16 protein-coding genes are annotated in these 17577 nt (G+C 50.0%); 9 read left to right on the top strand and 7 right to left on the bottom strand.

From position 1 onward, the window contains the following. From CWE22_RS03435 to CWE22_RS03415, 5 genes are read right to left on the bottom strand one after another with little or no spacing between them, the layout of a single operon-like run. Positions 1–1965, bottom strand: coding sequence for an acetyl/propionyl/methylcrotonyl-CoA carboxylase subunit alpha (locus tag CWE22_RS03435; RefSeq protein WP_169929981.1), 1965 nt, complete (start codon positions 1963–1965; stop codon positions 1–3). A 3-nt stretch (positions 1966–1968) separates the two neighbouring features. Then, positions 1969–2751, bottom strand: a complete 783-nt coding sequence (locus CWE22_RS03430) for an enoyl-CoA hydratase/isomerase family protein (RefSeq protein ID WP_169929980.1) — start codon at positions 2749–2751, stop codon at positions 1969–1971. Between the two features lie 9 nt (positions 2752–2760). Then, positions 2761–4368: a carboxyl transferase domain-containing protein gene (locus CWE22_RS03425; RefSeq protein ID WP_169929979.1), complete on the bottom strand. Its 1608-nt coding sequence runs from the start codon at positions 4366–4368 to the stop codon at positions 2761–2763. A gap of 14 nt (positions 4369–4382) precedes the next feature. After that, complete coding sequence (locus tag CWE22_RS03420; protein WP_169929978.1) at positions 4383–5552, bottom strand: isovaleryl-CoA dehydrogenase; 1170 nt, start codon at positions 5550–5552, stop codon at positions 4383–4385. Then, positions 5549–5971, bottom strand: coding sequence for a MerR family transcriptional regulator (locus tag CWE22_RS03415; RefSeq protein ID WP_169929977.1), 423 nt, complete (start codon positions 5969–5971; stop codon positions 5549–5551). The genes CWE22_RS03420 and CWE22_RS03415 overlap by 4 nt, the downstream gene beginning before the upstream one ends. Positions 5972–6190: 219 nt before the next feature. Here CWE22_RS03415 and CWE22_RS03410 point away from each other — a divergent pair, with 219 nt between their 5' ends. Next, on the top strand, positions 6191–7375 hold the full coding sequence (locus CWE22_RS03410; protein WP_169929976.1) for an acetyl-CoA C-acyltransferase: 1185 nt from the start codon (positions 6191–6193) through the stop codon (positions 7373–7375). On the opposite strand, the gene CWE22_RS03405 is transcribed toward CWE22_RS03410, so the two are convergent. Both CWE22_RS03405 and CWE22_RS03400 read right to left on the bottom strand, forming a co-directional pair. Then, entirely contained in the window at positions 7368–8228 is an 861-nt protein-coding gene (locus tag CWE22_RS03405) for an EamA family transporter (protein WP_169929975.1), read from the bottom strand. The two genes, CWE22_RS03410 and CWE22_RS03405, sit on opposite strands and share 8 nt — an antisense overlap. Positions 8229–8230: 2 nt before the next feature. After that, a complete protein-coding gene (locus tag CWE22_RS03400; protein WP_169929974.1) occupies positions 8231–9124 on the bottom strand; it encodes an AraC family transcriptional regulator in 894 nt (297 codons plus the stop codon). A 200-nt stretch (positions 9125–9324) separates the two neighbouring features. On the opposite strand from CWE22_RS03400, the gene CWE22_RS03395 reads away from it, so the two are divergent. From CWE22_RS03395 to rlmM, 8 genes are read left to right on the top strand one after another with little or no spacing between them, the layout of a single operon-like run. Continuing rightward, positions 9325–10821, top strand: coding sequence for a CoA-acylating methylmalonate-semialdehyde dehydrogenase (locus CWE22_RS03395; RefSeq protein ID WP_169929973.1), 1497 nt, complete (start codon positions 9325–9327; stop codon positions 10819–10821). Between the two features lie 16 nt (positions 10822–10837). Beyond that, entirely contained in the window at positions 10838–11995 is a 1158-nt protein-coding gene (locus CWE22_RS03390; protein WP_169929972.1) for an acyl-CoA dehydrogenase family protein, read from the top strand. 9 nt (positions 11996–12004) lie between these two features. After that, on the top strand, positions 12005–13123 hold the full coding sequence (locus tag CWE22_RS03385; RefSeq protein ID WP_169929971.1) for an enoyl-CoA hydratase/isomerase family protein: 1119 nt from the start codon (positions 12005–12007) through the stop codon (positions 13121–13123). A 59-nt stretch (positions 13124–13182) separates the two neighbouring features. Beyond that, complete coding sequence (gene mmsB, locus CWE22_RS03380) at positions 13183–14076, top strand: 3-hydroxyisobutyrate dehydrogenase (protein ID WP_169929970.1); 894 nt, start codon at positions 13183–13185, stop codon at positions 14074–14076. Between the two features lie 10 nt (positions 14077–14086). Further along, positions 14087–14851, top strand: a complete 765-nt coding sequence (locus tag CWE22_RS03375; protein WP_169929969.1) for an SDR family oxidoreductase — start codon at positions 14087–14089, stop codon at positions 14849–14851. Between the two features lie 9 nt (positions 14852–14860). After that, positions 14861–15760: a transcriptional regulator GcvA gene (locus tag CWE22_RS03370; protein WP_169929968.1), complete on the top strand. Its 900-nt coding sequence runs from the start codon at positions 14861–14863 to the stop codon at positions 15758–15760. 12 nt (positions 15761–15772) lie between these two features. Further along, entirely contained in the window at positions 15773–16432 is a 660-nt protein-coding gene (locus CWE22_RS03365; protein ID WP_211618602.1) for an alpha/beta family hydrolase, read from the top strand. 8 nt (positions 16433–16440) lie between these two features. Next, positions 16441–17532 (top strand): 23S rRNA (cytidine(2498)-2'-O)-methyltransferase RlmM, encoded by a 1092-nt coding sequence (rlmM, locus tag CWE22_RS03360; RefSeq protein ID WP_169929967.1) that lies wholly within the window; start codon positions 16441–16443, stop codon positions 17530–17532. The last annotated feature ends 45 nt before the right edge of the window (positions 17533–17577 follow it).

Genomic DNA, 17577 nt, shown 5'->3' with positions numbered 1-17577 from the left:
TTAGGATTCCTCAGGAGTGATACTTAAGAGTTCCGCGCCATCACTGACGAGATCACCCGCAGCATAGAAAACGTTCTCCACTGTACCTGCATGGCTAGCACGAATGGTGTACTCCATTTTCATGGCTTCCATGATCACCACAGCTTGGTCAGCTGCAACGGTATCACCGGTTGCAACCATCACTTCCACGATGGTTCCATTCATCGGAGCGGTCATACTACCCGTGGCTTGATCGTCGCTCAGCGTGTCGGCGACACGATGGCGAATAAAGCGGAGACTCGCTTGCTCAGTAAATACAGTGATTTCATTGCCAGCATTGAAGACGTATACCGAGAACTGTCGTTGATTGCGACTGACGATGAGACGATCACCTTGATAGTGGGCTTGCCAGACTATGTCTGGTTGATCTGCTTGGATCCAGCCTTGTGGTGTTTGTTCAATCGCGACGTTCACCGCTTCATCTTGGTATTGTAATGCCAGTTCAAAGCACGGCGCTTGGTTGAGCCGGAAAGCATTCCGCTGCGCCCATGGGTTAGCTGAGGCAGTTACGGTACCGGAAACTTCAGCTAAGGCAGCGATAACTGCATACTCGGCAACCAGCGGTTGAGTATCGACGAATAAGTCTGACTCATATTTTTCGATAAACCGAGTGGTCAATTCAGCGCGCTGGAACTGCTGATGATTGGCAATTCGGCGCAAAAAATCGATATTGGTTTTGACACCGCCAACACGATATTCGTGCAACGCTTGGACGAGGCGCCGCAGGGCGATGGTTCGATTCTCTCCCCAAACGATCAGTTTTGCGATCATCGGGTCATAATAAGCACTGACTTCATCACCTTCGATAACACCGCTGTCGATGCGAATGTGCGAGTCAGTGGCAGGCGTACGCAAGACATGCAGGGTACCTGTGCTTGGGAGAAATTCGTGCTCAGGATCTTCGGCATAAATACGTGCTTCGAACGCGTGTCCAGTCACTTGAATTTGATCTTGCGCGAGTGGCAGTGTTTCGCCACTGGCGACTAGCAATTGCCACTCGACTAAGTCTTGGCCAGTAACCATTTCGGTGACGGGGTGTTCAACTTGGAGTCGTGTGTTCATCTCCATAAAATAGAACTTACTGTCACTGTCGAGTAGAAATTCAACGGTACCGGCACCAACATAATCAATGGCTTGTGCGGCGCGAATTGCAGCCTCACCCATTGCTTCGCGAGTGCGTTGACTAATGGCCGGAGCAGGTGCTTCCTCGATGACTTTTTGATGGCGACGCTGTACCGAACAATCACGTTCGGCTAAATAGACCGCATTGCCGTGCTGGTCGCAAAAAACTTGAATTTCGACATGGCGGGGATTACCGAGATATTTTTCGACCAGCATTTTGTCGTTGCCAAACGAGGCTTGGGCTTCCCGCTTTGCTGATTTCAGCGCATCAGCAAACTCGCTGTCTTGATTGACGATGCGCATACCTTTACCACCGCCGCCATAAGCGGCTTTTAACAGCACTGGGAAACCAATTTTCTGGGCTTCAGCTTGCAGCTTTTCAATGCTTTGTTCGCTGCCATGATAGCCCGGAACCAGTGGCACATCCGCCTCACTCATGATGGCTTTGGCAGCACTTTTGGAGCCCATTGCGGCAATAGCGCTGACCGGCGGACCGACAAAAATAATGTCGTGTTTGGAGCAGGCCTCAGCGAAATCTTCGTTTTCTGATAAGAAGCCATAACCCGGGTGAATGGCATCGGCACCGGTATCACGCGCCGCTTGAATCACTTTATCAACGACTAAGTAACTCTCGGCACTTGGAGCGGGGCCAAGATACACGCTTTCATCGGCAAGTTGGACGTGTTGAGCATGACGATCAGCATCTGAATAGACGGCTACGGTCCGGATACCTAAGCGTTTTGCGGTCCGGATGATTCGACAAGCAATTTCACCACGATTGGCAATCAGTAACTTTTGCAACATGCCTTATCCTTTTTTCCATGCTGGTGTGCGTTTCTCTAGAAACGCTTGTAACCCTTCTTGTCCCTCGGCAGAAACACGAATCGCAGCAATGCGTTCGATTGTGGTGCGCCGAGTGGTTTCGTTTAAAGGTTGTTGGTCGATATCAAGGGCTAGCCGTTTGGCCGCAGTGACGGCCGCGGGGCTGTTATCAACGAGTGCAGTGAGCAATGGTTGCAACGCTGACTCAAGATCATCGGTCACAGAGTGTACGAGCCCAGTATCATGAGCCGCTGCCGCACTAAAGCGTTCAGCTGTTAGCATGTACCGGCGTGCTTGGCGTGTGCCCATAGCGCGCATCACATAGGGACTGATGACTGCCGGAATGAGACCGATTTTAACTTCACTCAGACAAAAGTTTGCTTGGTCGTGAGCGACGGCAATGTCGCAACACGCCGCTAAACCTACAGCGCCGCCAAAAGCAGCCCCCTGCAGGAGTGCGATAGTTGGTTTACTTAAGGTATCGAGTCGCTCCATCAATGCCGATAGCTCGCCAGCATCGGCTAGATTTTCGTCGAAATCTTTCTCCGCCATCGAGCGCATCCAGTTTAGGTCTGCACCAGCAGAAAAGTTCTTGCCAACGGCACGAAGTACCATGACTCGACAGGTTGGGTGTTCGTCAATACTGTCGAGTGCATGCAACAACTCCGCGATCATCCGATCATCAAAGGCGTTGTGTACTTCCGGACGATTGAGCGTCAGATAGCTGACGTTCTCTTGGTGTTCGAGCTGAATATACTGATAGTTCATAACCCATCCTTACATTCGGAAGACGCCGAATTTCGTGTCGGCAATTGGCGCATTATTCGCAGCAGCAAGACTTAACCCCAATACCGTGCGAGTTTGTGCAGGGTCAATAATGCCATCATCCCATAGGCGTGCCGATGCATAATAGGGGTGACCTTGAGCCTCATATTGCTCAATAATCGGCTCTTTTAGTTCCTTTTCAGCCGCCTCAGACAGAGTTTTATTCTGGCGCGCTAAATTGTCTTTGGTTACTTGCGCCATGACTCCCGCAGCTTGCTCACCACCCATAACGGAAATGCGCGCATTTGGCCACATGAACATGAGAGTTGGATCATAAGCACGACCACACATCCCATAGTTGCCGGCACCGTAACTGCCGCCAATTAACACGGTAAATTTGGGGACTTCAGCACAACTCACGGCAGTAACCATTTTGGCGCCATGTTTAGCAATACCCTCGGCTTCATACTTTTTACCGACCATAAAGCCAGTGATGTTCTGTAAAAAGACCAGAGGAATTTTTCGCTGCGCGCACAGTTCAATGAAATGAGCGCCTTTTTGTGCAGATTCGGAGAACAAGATTCCATTGTTTGCGACGATGCCGACTGGGTAGCCATGAATGCGGGCAAAACCCGTCACCAAGGTGTTGCCGTAATTTTGCTTGAACTCGTCAAAATTGGAACCGTCGACGATGCGCGCAATGACCTCACGGACATCGTAAGGTTTACGTAGATCAGTACCAACAATCCCATAGATTTCTGCAGCATCATAGAGGGGCTCTTCAACTGCGTGTTGCGGTACGGGTTGCGCCGGTTTGAAGTTTAAGCGCGCGACGGAGCGCCGCGCCAACGCCAGTGCATGCTCGTCGTTTTGCGCAAAATGATCGGCAACACCAGAGACCCGAGTGTGCACATTCGCTCCACCAAGCTCCTCGGCACTTACTTCTTCACCAGTCGCAGCTTTGACTAAGGGTGGGCCGGCAAGGAAGATGGTTCCTTGCTCTTTGACGATAATGCTTTCATCTGCCATGGCCGGCACATAGGCGCCACCGGCGGTACACAAGCCCATGACAACCGCAATTTGAGGAATACCGAGCGCGGACATCCGTGCTTGGTTAAAGAAGATTCGTCCAAAGTGGTCACGATCCGGGAATACTTCGTCCTGGCGAGGCAAGTTTGCACCGCCCGAGTCGACTAGGTAGATGCATGGCAAATGGCAGCGTTCAGCGATTTCTTGCGCACGGAGATGCTTTTTTACTGTGAGTGGGTAATAGGTTCCACCTTTAACCGTGGCATCGTTCGCAACGATCATACATTGCACGTCTTCGACTTGCCCAATACCAGCCACAACACCTGCTGCTGGCACATAGTCGTCGTAACATTCCCAAGCGGCAAACTGGCCGATTTCAAGGAATGGTGAACCACTGTCAATGAGTTTTTCTATGCGTTGCCGAGCCAATAACTTGCCGCGTGCTAAATGGCGCTCTTGATACTTAGGTCCGCCACCTTGCTTAATTGCATGCACTTTCGCCTGCAAGTCAGCGACAACTTTCTGCATCGCTTCTGCATTGGCTGCATAAGTCGGGTCCTTCGGATTGACTGCACTGGATAATACGGTCACACGTGACTCCTTGATTAAGCTGATTCGCTAAACAGTTCGCGGCCGATCAACATACGGCGAATTTCTGACGTTCCGGCGCCAATTTCATAAAGTTTGGCGTCACGCAACAAGCGGCCAGTCGGGTATTCATTAATGTAGCCATTGCCCCCCAGCAACTGAATAGCGTCCAGCGCTAATTGAGTCGCAAGTTCAGCAGAGTAGAGAATCGCTCCTGCTGCGTCTTTGCGTGTAGTTTCACCGCGATCACAAGATTGTGCAACCGCATACACGTAGGATCGTGCAGCGTTCGTTCGCGTATACATATCCGCTAACTTTCCTTGCACCAACTGAAATTCGCCGATCGCTTTACCGAATTGCTTTCGGTCATGCACGTAAGGCACACAGACGTCTAAGCACGCTTGCATAATACCTAATGGACCAGCGGCAAGCACGGCACGCTCGTAATCCAAACCACTCATCAGTACTTCGACGCCATTGTCGAGTTGACCAAGAATGTTTTCGCGCGGCACGCGACAATTATCAAAGACCAATTCACAGGTATTCGATCCGCGCATGCCTAACTTGTCCAATTTCTGCGCTGTGCTGAAACCGGGGAAGTCTTTTTCAATAATGAAAGCGGTAATACCACGAGAATTTTTCTCAGCGTTGGTTTTTGCGTAGACCACTAAGACGTCAGCGTCTGGGCCATTGGTGATCCACATTTTGTTGCCATTCAGAACATAATGGTCACCGTCGAGGTCAGCACGTAATTTCATACTCACCACGTCGGAGCCAGCGTTTGGTTCGCTCATCGCCAGGGCACCAACATGTTCGCCCGAACACAGTTTTGGGAGATACTTTTGTTTCTGTTCTTCATTACCGTTGCGGGCAATTTGATTGACACAGAGATTAGAGTGCGCGCCATAGCTCAAGCCAACGGATGCAGATGCACGGCTGATTTCTTCCATAGCGATGACATGTTCGAGATAACCCAAACCGGAGCCACCATAAGCTTCGTCAACAGTGATACCAAGCAGTCCTAATTCACCAAATTTGCGCCATAAGTCGGCGGGGAATTCATTGTTGTGGTCAATTTCTGCAGCGCGAGGTGCGATTTCTTCCCGCGCAAATGCATTGACGGACTCGCGAATCATGTCCGCGGTTTCGCCCAAACCGAAATTGAAGACGCTGTACTGGCTGATCATAACTTCTCCTGGATAACTTTAGATGGGGCCGGGGCATGCTGTAACTCTGCCAGTTCATCGCGGCAGCGTTCCTCAAGATTCCCTAACTCGACCAATAGAACTTTGATGTCCTCGAGTTGTTGACGCAAAGAGAGCTTTTTGTCGTCAATCAATTCCAAAACCGTATGTAACTGCCGAACACTACTGTTTTCCATGTCGTACAGATCAAACAGATTTTTCGTTTCAGCGAGTGAAAAGCCTAATCGTTTGCCGCGCAAAATGAGCTTTAATCGAACCCGATCTTTATTGGTGTAAAGTCGAGTTTGCCCTTGCCGACTCGGCGTCAATAAGCCTTGGTCTTCATAAAAGCGAATGCTGCGGGTGGTAATATCAAATTCCCGAGCAAGTTCGCCGATGCTGTATGTAGTAGGTGTGCTCATGTGCGCTTGCATTCTGGCTAAAAGAAGAGGTAAGCTTAATCGAAGTTGACGTTAACGTAAAGGTCATGTGAAAGGGATAGTAAATAGTAAATAGCGAACAGTGAACCGCAAAGACCAAAAAGCTATTCCTAATTTTTGATCTTTTGTTTTTGTCTTTTCTGTTTTCTATTCACTGTTCACCATTCACTGTTCACTATTCACTGTCTTTGAGGAGTAGGTATGTCTGGTTCTGATGCAATTGTCATTGTCGCTGCGAAGCGCACCCCTATGGGTGGTTTTCAGGGTAGTTTGAGTGCGGTGAGCGCCCCGATGCTTGGGGCTGCGGCTATCCGAGCAGCGGTTGCCGAGAGTGGGCTGGAGCCGAACGCTGTGCAAGAAGTGATTATGGGTAATGTATTACCTGCGGGCTTGGGGCAAGCGCCAGCGCGGCAGGCAACGTTGCACGCGGGTTTACCGCGTAGTGCAGGCGCAACCACGATTAACAAAGTGTGCGGGTCAGGCTTAAAGGCCGTCATGTTTGCACATGACTTATTGACTGCGGGTTCCGCTGATGTGGTGGTAGCTGGCGGGATGGAAAGCATGTCGAATGCACCGTATCTGTTGAAAAAGGCACGTGCAGGCATTCGCATGGGTCATGATCAGATTCTTGATCACATGATGTTGGATGGCCTAGAAGATGCCTACGAAGGCAAAGCAATGGGTTGCTATGCGCAAAGCACCGCAGATGAGTATGGCATTGGTCGTGAGGCCATGGATGAATTTGCGCTTGAATCACTGCGCCGTGCACAAACTGCCATTCAGTCAGGCACCTTTACTGCTGAAATTACACCGGTGACGGTAACCACTCGCAAGGGTGATGTGACGGTCGATACCGATGAACAGCCAGGCAAGGCCATGCCGGAGAAAATTCCAGGTTTGCGTCCTGCTTTTGCGAAGGACGGAACCATTACAGCAGCTAATTCCAGCTCAATTTCTGATGGCGCGGCTGCGCTTGTTTTGATGCGCGAGAGTGAAGCTGTAAAGCAGGGCTTGAAGCCGCTGGCTCGAGTGGTGGGCCATGCGACTCATTCGCAGGCACCTGCTGAATTCACCGTTGCGCCTATTGGTGCGATGCGCAAATTGCTCGACACTATTCAATGGCAACAAGACAGTGTTGATCTATGGGAAATCAATGAAGCATTTGCCATGGTAACCATGCTGGCGATGCAAGAAATGAAGCTAGATCATCAGCGGGTCAATGTGAACGGCGGTGCTTGTGCACTGGGACATCCAATTGGTGCGAGTGGTGCTCGTTTGCTAGTGACGTTGTTGCATGCATTGAAACAACACGGTAAGAAGCGTGGTGTCACGTCACTATGTATTGGTGGTGGTGAAGCCGTCGCCATTGCCGTTGAACTTATGTAGTTCTGCTACTTCGTCGTGGGCTTGCGAGCCACACGGCGAAGCTCAGCACGAGCGCGCCAAGAATTAGCCGTAGCCAGTCCACATTTTGCCCCCAGAACATGAAGTTGATCATCAGTCCTGCGGGTATGAGCATATTGTTCATAGTGGCCAACTGAGCGGTATTGACGCGCTTGGCGCCGACATTCCAGGCGAAGTAGCCAAGCCCTGAGGCAACAATACCAAGCCAGAGGAGAATGCCCCAGTGTAGCGAAGTTTGTGGTGCTAACTGCAAGTTACCAAACCACAGCGCTGCAAATGCAGTGATGACAGCAGCACCGGCAAAAAATGGTGCGAAGACATGTAATTGATTGCGCTCATCACCGAGTGGCAGGCGTTTATAGCAGATTTGACCGGCCGCGAAGCATAGATTCGCGGCTTGAATAAGAGCAAAACCGAACCAAAAGTCCGAACTGATCGTTTCATAACGGATAATGGCGGCGCCAAGCACAGCAATAGCAGTGGCGAACCACCAACGCAGCGGGAGATGTTGCTTGTTGAAAATCACGTCATCGATGAGCACCACATAGAGCGGTGTGAAGATAGTAAAGAGCAGCACCTCTGCAACGCTCAAATACAAAAAGGCGTGATACAAGAACAAGTACATCACGCCGATTTGAATCGCGCCAATGGCGGCAAGTTGAAGTTGTCGCACGAGTGGCAGACGACGCCAGCGATACAATGGCGCGAATACCAGTAATGCTAATGCCATGCGGATAAAAACGGCGAGATAGCCATCAACGCGGCCAGCAAGAAATTCGCCGATGAGCGAAAAGCTTGCTGCCCATAATAAGGTTACAGCCCACAGAATCCACATGGTTAGATGTCCTGTTGTTGGTGGGTATCGCGATAGAATTGAGGTGCAATACCCATGGTTTTTTTAAACAACCGTGAAAAGTAATAGGGATCATCAAAACCAACCGCGGTTGCAATGGTTCGAATGGAGTCGGTTGTGGTATCCAGTAATTGACAGGCTAGATCAATTTTTAATTGATTGAAGTAGCGCATTGGAGCGACGTGCGTCAATGCCTTAAATTTCTTGGCGAAATGATAGCGTGATAGCCCAGTAAATGCAGCAAAATCATCGAGGCTGAGATCGCGATGGCAATTGTCTCGCATGAAGCGCTCTAACGCTGGGAGTGAAAAACTACTTCCTGTTGTTGGTTCGGTGAGCAACGGCAGTTGTGCGAGCAAATGTTGCAACAGCGTCGCGGCCAGAACTCCGCCAGCCATCGTAAAACGTTGATGCTGGAGATTGAGCAAGTCGGTCACTAAAGGGAGCAGGGTGCGCCAATGTTGAATGGACAAAATTGGTGTAGTAACAGTCAAGTTGAGGTTGGCTAACGCAGCTTGCGCTGAACTGCCTTGGAAGTGCAGCCAGTAGATGCTCCAAGGATTGGTGTCGTCAGCAGCATAATGATGCGCAACGTGCTGTGGAATCAAGAGCAGTTGGCCCGCATTCAGTTCGCCTTGAATATGTTGTTGGTGGTGTGTGAGCTGGTAGTGTCCACGCCCCTGATGACAAAAAATTAGCAAATAATCTGGGTGCGTGTGACGCGTCGCACTGTGTCCATGCGCTTGCAAATAATGTCCATAAGCAAGCGGGTAGAGGTGTTTCGTCAACGGATGTCGCGACAACTGCTGAGTTAGCTCCAATGGCAGCACAATACGTGAGCTACCCGCTGGTAAGGGCCAATTAGAGGGTTGCGACATGGCGATTGAACTACCCTAGGTTGCCAAGAAAAGATGCCAATATTGTCCATCATGGTAGCAAGATCGTCAATGTTCATCGAATCCGAAAAATGCTGTAATGCGGTTACTCGCAATTTGATATTTGTTACTCGAACTGAAACGAAGAAAGCTAGTAACTCAATGCTAGTAGCCAGTCGCAGAATTTAAATGAGGAAGTGAAAATGAAGAAGGTTCCATTATTTATCAACGGTGAATTCGTGCAATCCAAGTCAGACCGCTGGATTGATGTCACGAATCCAGCTACGCAGGAAGTCATTGCGCAGGTGCCATGCGCGACTCAGGATGAGATGGATGCAGCGGTAGCGAGCGCGAAGAAAGCCTTTTTGACGTGGAAAGAAGTTCCCGTTTCTGAACGTGCACGCGTCATGATGCGTTATCAGGCATTGTTGAAAGAACATCACGATGAAATTGCTGAAATTTTGGCCAGTGAAACCGGAAAAACGTTCGACGACGCTAAAGGTGATGTTTGGCGTGGTATTGAAGTGGTTGAACATGCAGCAAATATTCCATCACTGTTGATGGGCGAAACCGTTGAAAACGTCGCGCGCGGTATCGATTCTTATAGTTACACGCAACCGCTTGGCGTGTGTGCAGGTATTACCCCTTTTAACTTCCCGGCTATGATTCCGTTGTGGATGTTCCCGCTGGCGATTGCTTGCGGTAATACCTTTATTTTGAAACCGTCTGAGCAAGACCCGCTGACACCGACTCGTTTAGTCGAGTTGTTTGAGCAAGCGGGTGCGCCGAAGGGTGTCTTGCAAGTGTTGCATGGCGGTAAAGATCAGGTCGACTTTATTCTTGATGAACCAGCGATTCGTGCGATTTCTTTCGTTGGTTCGGTTGCTGTGGGTCAATACATCTATCGCCGTGGCACAGAGAATATGAAACGCGTGCAAGCGTTTGCTGGTGCGAAGAATCACTGTGTAATCATGCCTGATGCGAATAAGAGCCAAGTGATCAGTAACATCGTTGGCGCGTCGGTCGGTGCTGCTGGACAGCGTTGTATGGCCATCTCTGTTGCCGTGTTTGTGGGCGCAGCAAAAGAATGGATTCCTGAAATCGCTGTTGAGTTGGCCAAAGTCAAGCCAGGTGGCTGGAATGACAAAGACGCCGCTTACGGTCCGTTAATCAGCCCGCAAGCCAAACAACGCGTTGAAAACTTCATTACCCAAGGCCAAAACGAGGGTGCTGAGCTGTTGGTTGATGGCCGCAACTGCCAAGTAGAAGGTTTCCCGAATGGCAACTGGGTTGGCCCAACCATGTTCTCGAAAGTAACGACTGACATGGAAATCTACAAGAATGAGATTTTTGGTCCGGTATTGTGTGCAACCGAAGTGGACACGTTGGACGATGCATTGAAATTAGTGAATGCGAACCCGTACGGTAATGGCACGTCCATCTTTACCGCTAGCGGTGCCGCCGCGCGCAAATATCAACATGAAGTCGAAGTGGGTCAGGTGGGTATCAATATTCCGATTCCGGTACCTCTCCCATTCTTTTCTTTCACAGGTTGGAAGGGTTCGTTCTTCGGTGACTTGCATGCTTACGGAAAGCAAGCGGTGCGGTTCTATTCAGAAACCAAAACGATTACTGCCCGTTGGTTTGAGAGCGATATCGCTGATGCCAATGGCCCGAATATGACGATTCATCTGAAGTAAGGTTAAAGGTGTTGCTATGAATTTTAATTTAACGGATGACCAACAAGCGTTTGTAGATACAGCCCGCGCTTTTGCAGATAAAGAAATGGCGCCTTTTGCCGCTAAATGGGATGAAGAAGCGCATTTCCCGATTGAAGTCTTCCGCAAAGCCGGTGAAATGGGCTTTATGGGGATGTATACACCGGAATCAGCAGGTGGCTTTGGCATGAGCCGTTTAGACTCTGCCCTGATTTTTGAGCAACTCGCCATGGGTTGTACTGCAACAACCGCGATGATGACTATCCATAACATGGTGGCTTGGATGATTGGTTCATTCGGCACCGAGTCTGTTATTGAGGAGTGGGTTCCGGATCTGGTTACCGGCGAAAAATTAGGTTCGTATTGTTTGACTGAACCGGGTTCAGGCTCCGATGCCGCGAGCTTGCGCACCAGCGCGAAGAAAGACGGCGATGACTACATTCTGAATGGTTCGAAGATGTTCATCTCGGGTGCGGGTAGTACCGATGTACTGGTCGTCATGGCTCGTACCGGCGAAGCCGGACCAAAGGGTGTCTCGGCGTTCGTAGTACCTGCTAACGCAGAAGGTATCCACTATGGCAAGAAAGAAGACAAGATGGGTTGGAATGCTCAACCCACACGTTTGATTACGTTCGAAGATGTGCGTATTCCGGCGGCTAACTTGCTCGGTCAAGAAGGCGAAGGGTTTAAGTTCGCTATGATGGGACTAGACGGCGGTCGAATTAATATTGCCGTATGTTCTATTGGTACTGCCCAAGCAGCGCTGGAAACAGCGCGCGATTATATGTTGGAGCGGAAACAGTTTGGCCAAGCGTTAGGTCAATTCCAAGCGCTGCAGTTCAAACTCGCGGATATGGCAACCGAGTTGGTTGCTGCGCGGCAGATGGTGCGGTTAGCTGCCTTTAAGGTGGATACGGACGATGCAGATAAAACCACTTATTGTGCGATGGCAAAACGCTTTGCTACCGACGTCGGTTTTACCGTGTGTAATGAAGCACTCCAAATTCATGGTGGCTATGGCTACATCAAAGAGTATCCGTTAGAGCGTCATGTTCGAGATGTTCGCGTTCATCAGATTCTAGAAGGTACGAATGAGATCATGCGGGTGATTATCGGTCGCCGGTTATTAGCTGATCTGGATCGTGCCATCCTCTAAGGAGCAAGCATGTCAGACGTAGTACTGTTTGAAGAACTACAAACGCCGAGTGGATTCAAACTCGGCGTTGCCACATTAAATTCCGAGAAGTCACTGAATGCGTTAAGTCTGGATATGATTCAACGGTTACAGCCACAGCTGGACGCTTGGGCTGCCGCTGACGATATTGCAGCAGTATTCATGCAAGGCGCGGGTGAAAAAGCGTTCTGCGCTGGTGGCGACATTGTCGCTATGTATCGTGCCATGGAGGCCAAGCCCGGTGTTTTGGTGGATGAAATTGCTGACTTTTTCGGGCAAGAATATCGCTTAGATTATACCATCCAAACGTATCCAAAGCCCTTTATTATCTGGGGTCACGGTATTGTTATGGGGGGTGGTATGGGCTTAATGAATGGCGGTAGCCATCGCATTGTAACCGAGCGTTCATTGTTGGCTATGCCGGAAATCACTATTGGCTTATACCCAGATGTGGGTGCCACTTACTTCCTGAATAAAATGCCGACCGGTTGTGGCTTATTTCTAGGCATGACGGGTGCGCATATGAATGCCACTGACGCACTATTTTTAAAGTTAGCCGATCACTTTGTCAGTAGCTCGCAGAAAACTAAGGTTATGGAGTCTCTGCTCGCGCTGCCATGGTCGAATTCAGCCGCTACCAACCGAACGCAAGTGACTGAGCTGCTAGCTGGGTTCGCGCGGGAGTCGGAGCAACAGCCGCCAACTGCCCAGGTGGAGCCGCATCTCGAGGTGATTCAACGGGTAACGATGGGAGCAGAAGCTGCGGAAGTGGTCGCGGCAATTACTCAGGAGCCGAGCACTGATGCTTGGTTCCAGCGTGCGCAAAAAACACTTGCTGGCGGCTGTCCAATGACCGCGCACATCGTGTTCAATCAGCTGCAACATGGTGCTGATTTGAACCTCGCGGACTGTTTCCGCATGGAGTTAACCTTATCGGTGCAATGTTGTACCCGCGGCGATTTTCGTGAGGGGATTCGCGCATTACTCATCGATAAAGATAAACAACCGCGCTGGCAACACGACTCGGTCGCAGCTGTAGATGCGGAAGAGGTAGATGCATTTTTCACCTCGCCCTGGACTGCAGCGGAACATCCATTACGAGATCTGTAAGCACAGGTTAAGAGTGAGTTGCGTGCAGTTATTGTAAGCATCAGGAATTCGGAGGAGCTATGGCTCAGATTGGATTTATCGGACTAGGGAATATGGGCGGCCCGATGGCCGCGAACTTAGCGAAAGCAGGTCATCAGGTTACGGTTTTTGATCTCAGCGCGGAGGCACTCAAAGTGGCTGCCGAGCATGGCTGTAAGCTTGCTAACAGCACGCAAGCCGTTGCTGACGGAGCTGATTTTGTTATCAGCATGCTGCCTGCAGATAAGCATGTTCAAGGGGTTTATTTAGGCGAGCAGGGGCTCATTCACAGCCTTAGCAACAGCACGGTGGTGATCGATTGTAGTACGATTGCAGCAGAAACCGCACGGTACGTGGGGGCAGAGCTTGGCAAACAAGGCATTACCTTTATTGATGCGCCTGTTTCAGGTGGTGTTGGTGGTGCTATCGCGGGCACTCTGACCTTCATTTGTGGCGGTAGCGAAGCGGCTGTTGAGCAAGCTCGCCCGATCCTCAATGATATGGGGAAAAATGTATTCCGAGCAGGTGACATTGGCGCCGGACAAGTGGCAAAGATTTGCAATAATATGTTGCTATCGGTGCTGATGGTGGGTACGTCAGAAGCTTTGCAACTGGGCATCGCTCATGGTCTTGATCCAAAAGTGATGTCGGAAATCATGTTGCAAAGCTCGGGTCGAAACTGGACTTTAGAAGTATATAATCCGTGCCCTAATATCATGGACAATGTGCCTTCCAGCAAAGGCTATCAAGGTGGCTTTTTAGTTGACCTAATGAGCAAAGATCTGGGGCTGGCGCAACAAGCAGCTTTGGCCAGTGGCGCCAGTACACCGATGGGGTCATTGACGTTGAACTTGTATCGCAGTTGGGCGCAGTTGGGTCATGGTCGTGAGGACTTCTCCAGCATCTTCAATTACGTGAAACCACAAACGAAATAATGAGAACAGCATGCAAATTAAAGACAGCACTATAGTCATTACCGGTGGCGCTCAGGGCCTTGGGCGCGCAATGGCCGAACATTTTGCCAAAGATGGCGCACAATTAGCTTTGATTGACATGAATGCCGAGACCCTTGATGACGCTGCAAATGCGTGTCGTGAACTGGGTGCAACTGTCGTGCGTGGTTATGTGATGAATGTCACCGATGAAGCTGCAGTTGAGGCAACTTTTAACGATATCGCTGCTGATTTTGATGGTATCGATGTGCTCATCAACAACGCAGGTATCTTACGTGATGGTTTGCTGATCAAATGCAAAGACGGAGAAATCACACAGAAGATGCCGTTGCAACAATTCCAGTCTGTGTTGGACGTGAATCTGACCGGAACCTTTCTCTGTGGTCGTGAAGCTTCCGCGCACATGGCAAAGGCCGGCAAGGGCGGCGTGATTATTAATATCTCGAGTGTTGCTCGCGCTGGCAATATGGGGCAGACCAATTATGCTGCAACTAAAGCCGGTGTGGTGGCGATGACAGTGACATGGGCACGTGAACTGGGACGATTCGGTATTCGTTGTGGTGCTATAGCGCCGGGGTTTATTGAAACACCCATGACCGCAGCTATGAAGCCAGAAGCCATTGAGCGCGCGCTGAGCATGGTGCCCTTGCGCCGTTGGGGGCAACCGGATGAAATCGCACACAGTGCTCGCTACATCATTGAAAATGACTTCTTCAGTGGTCGTGTGGTAGAAATAGACGGTGGTGTACGACTGTAACAGGAACTCATGCGAAAATTACCCCCACTGAATGCGCTAAAGTCGTTTGAAGCAGCAGCACGACATTTGAGTTTTACTCGTGCTGCCGATGAACTTTTCGTGACGCAGGCAGCTGTGAGTCATCAGGTCAAAGCACTTGAAGACTTTCTGGGGGTTAAGCTCTTTCTCCGCCGCAATCGCTCCTTGCTGTTGACGACAGAAGGGCAAACGTACTACCTCGAATTAAAAGAAATCTTTAATCACTTATTACAAGCCACAGAACGCTTGAAGAATGCGAGTGAGCGCGGCTCGCTGACGATTTCACTGCCACCGAGTTTTGCTATTTTATGGTTTGTACCGCGTCTCAGTCGGTTTCGAGAAGCCTGTCCGGATATCGATGTCCGTATTCGCGCTGTTGATGAAGTGGATGGCTCGCTCACCGATGATGTGGATGTCGCTATCTATTACGGTGCGGGGAAGTGGCCCGGACTGAGAGCCTATAAGCTACATAATGAATATCTGTTGCCGGTCTGTTCGCCACTCCTTTTAAACAGCAATAAACCACTGCGCGAACCGGCCGATCTGTTGAATCATACCTTGTTGCATGATGAAACCCGCAATGCGTGGAAAGATTGGTTTAAATTGGTCGGCATTGATAAGAATAAAGGCGATAACGGACCTATATTCAGCCATTCCAATCTAGCTCTCAAAGCAGCTGTGCATGGACAAGGAATTGCACTGGCCAATAATGTCTTGGTCAAACCAGAAATTGACGCAGGTCACCTCGTTCAAATTTTTCCGGAGGCATTGCCACGTTTAAAGTCTTTTTACCTTGTATGCCGTGATTCTCAAGCTGAAGTCGGTAAAATTGCGACATTCCGTAATTGGTTATTGAGTGTGGTCGAAGAGGAAGAAGATGCGTACGAATAACGGTCAGCAAGAATGACAGCGGTGGCTGGACAACGAGTCGCCATTCAACGCGATAACTTGGATGGTCGTTTTCGAGTGGTTTTTGCACATGGTGCAGGCGCCGGTCTGCAGAGTGACTTCATGCAGTTTATTGCGTTAGGTCTGGCATTGCATGATATCGAAGTGGTTCGCTTTAATTTCCCCTATTGGCAGCAGTTCATGGATACCGGCAAGCGGCGCCCTCCGAATCGGATGCCCGAGCTTGAACATTGTATGCTCACTGTGTGTCATCAATTTAACGACGACAAGCCTCTCATTGTGATGGGAAAGTCGATGGGGGCACGGGTTGCCTTTCGCATTGCGGATGCGGTGCAGGCGCGTGCTGCTATAGCATTAGGCTATCCATTTCATCCGCAAGGCAAGCCAACCAAACTCCGATTGGATGATTTACATAATCACTGTTCACAGAATTTAATCATTCAAGGTGACCGCGATCCATTTGGCAAGCCGGACGAAGTGAAGAGCTACGCCTTACCCAAAAATATCCAGTTAGCATGGCTGGACTCTGGTGATCATAGCTTTTTACCAACCAAGCGTAGCGGATTCGAAAAATCGCAGTTATGGCAAGCAGCCATCGACCGCTGCGTGCGACTCGTGCATAATAGCGCCCCTTTGCAAACATCGAATGAGTGAATTTAGGTATGAGCGGCATTTTAGCTTACTGTCGACCGGGCTTTGAAAACGACTGCGCGGCTGAATTGCAGGACAAAACTGCGTTGTTAGGCGTGTTTGGTTACTGTCAAACGGAAGCGCAGCAAGGCTATGTCTGGTATCGCTGTCAACCTGAAGAAGCGGACCATCTGGCCCGTAAACTCGTGCTCCGCGAACTTATTTTTTGTCGCCAGTTTATTGCGGTACTCTGCGAATTGACGGCGTTGCCAGCGGAAGACCGCGTGAGTGCGCTGCAACTTGCATTGTTGGACGCAGTCACAGTGGAAGCTTTCGAGGGTGTTAAGCCTTTGGGTAGTTTGCGGGTTGAGACACCAGACACCAATGATGGCAAAGAATTAACGAAATTCTGTCGAAAGTTTACGGTGCCATTGCGGCAGGGGCTGCGCAAAGCCGGTCTACTATTAGCTGAGGAGTCCGATCGGCGACCCACGCTCCATGCGTTTTTTCTGTCTGGACAAAGTGTGGTCTTAGGCTATTCCTATAGCTACAACCAATCCCCTTGGTTGATGGGTATTCCACGATTACGTTCATTTGCAGATGCGCCGAGCCGTTCGACGTTGAAATTAGATGAGGCGTTTCAAGTTTTTGTGCCGGCACACGAGCGGGAAACACGTATCAGTTCAGGAATGAATGCAGTTGATTTAGGTGCTGCGCCAGGCGGCTGGACTTATCAACTGGTGCGTCGCAGCATGATGGTGCAAGCGGTGGACAATGGCCCGATGGATCAGAAATTACTGGATTCGGGTCAAGTAAAATATTTTCAGGAAGATGGCTTTAAATTCCGGCCCAAGAAAAAGAACATCACCTGGTTGGTTTGTGACATGGTGGAGAAACCTTCTCGGGTTGCGGATCTCATGGCCGACTGGCTAATCGAGGGCGACTGCATTGAAGCGATTTTCAATCTAAAATTGCCGATGAAGAAACGCTATGCTGCGGCGAAAGAGGCGCTGGAACACATCACGCTCCGGCTTCAAGAAGAAGGTCGTGGTCGTTTCGAATTGTCAGCCAAACAGCTCTACCATGATCGAGAAGAAATCACCGTCCACGCCCGAATTGTTTGATGTTAGGTTAGGGTGAGGATACAAAAAAGGCTGGTCAGTGCATCG

This window comes from Pseudidiomarina aestuarii (assembly GCF_003987355.1).
In the GTDB taxonomy this organism is placed as follows: domain Bacteria; phylum Pseudomonadota; class Gammaproteobacteria; order Enterobacterales; family Alteromonadaceae; genus Pseudidiomarina; species Pseudidiomarina aestuarii.
Note: the sequence above shows the minus strand (reverse complement) of the source record. Positions and strands in the feature narration are given on the sequence as shown.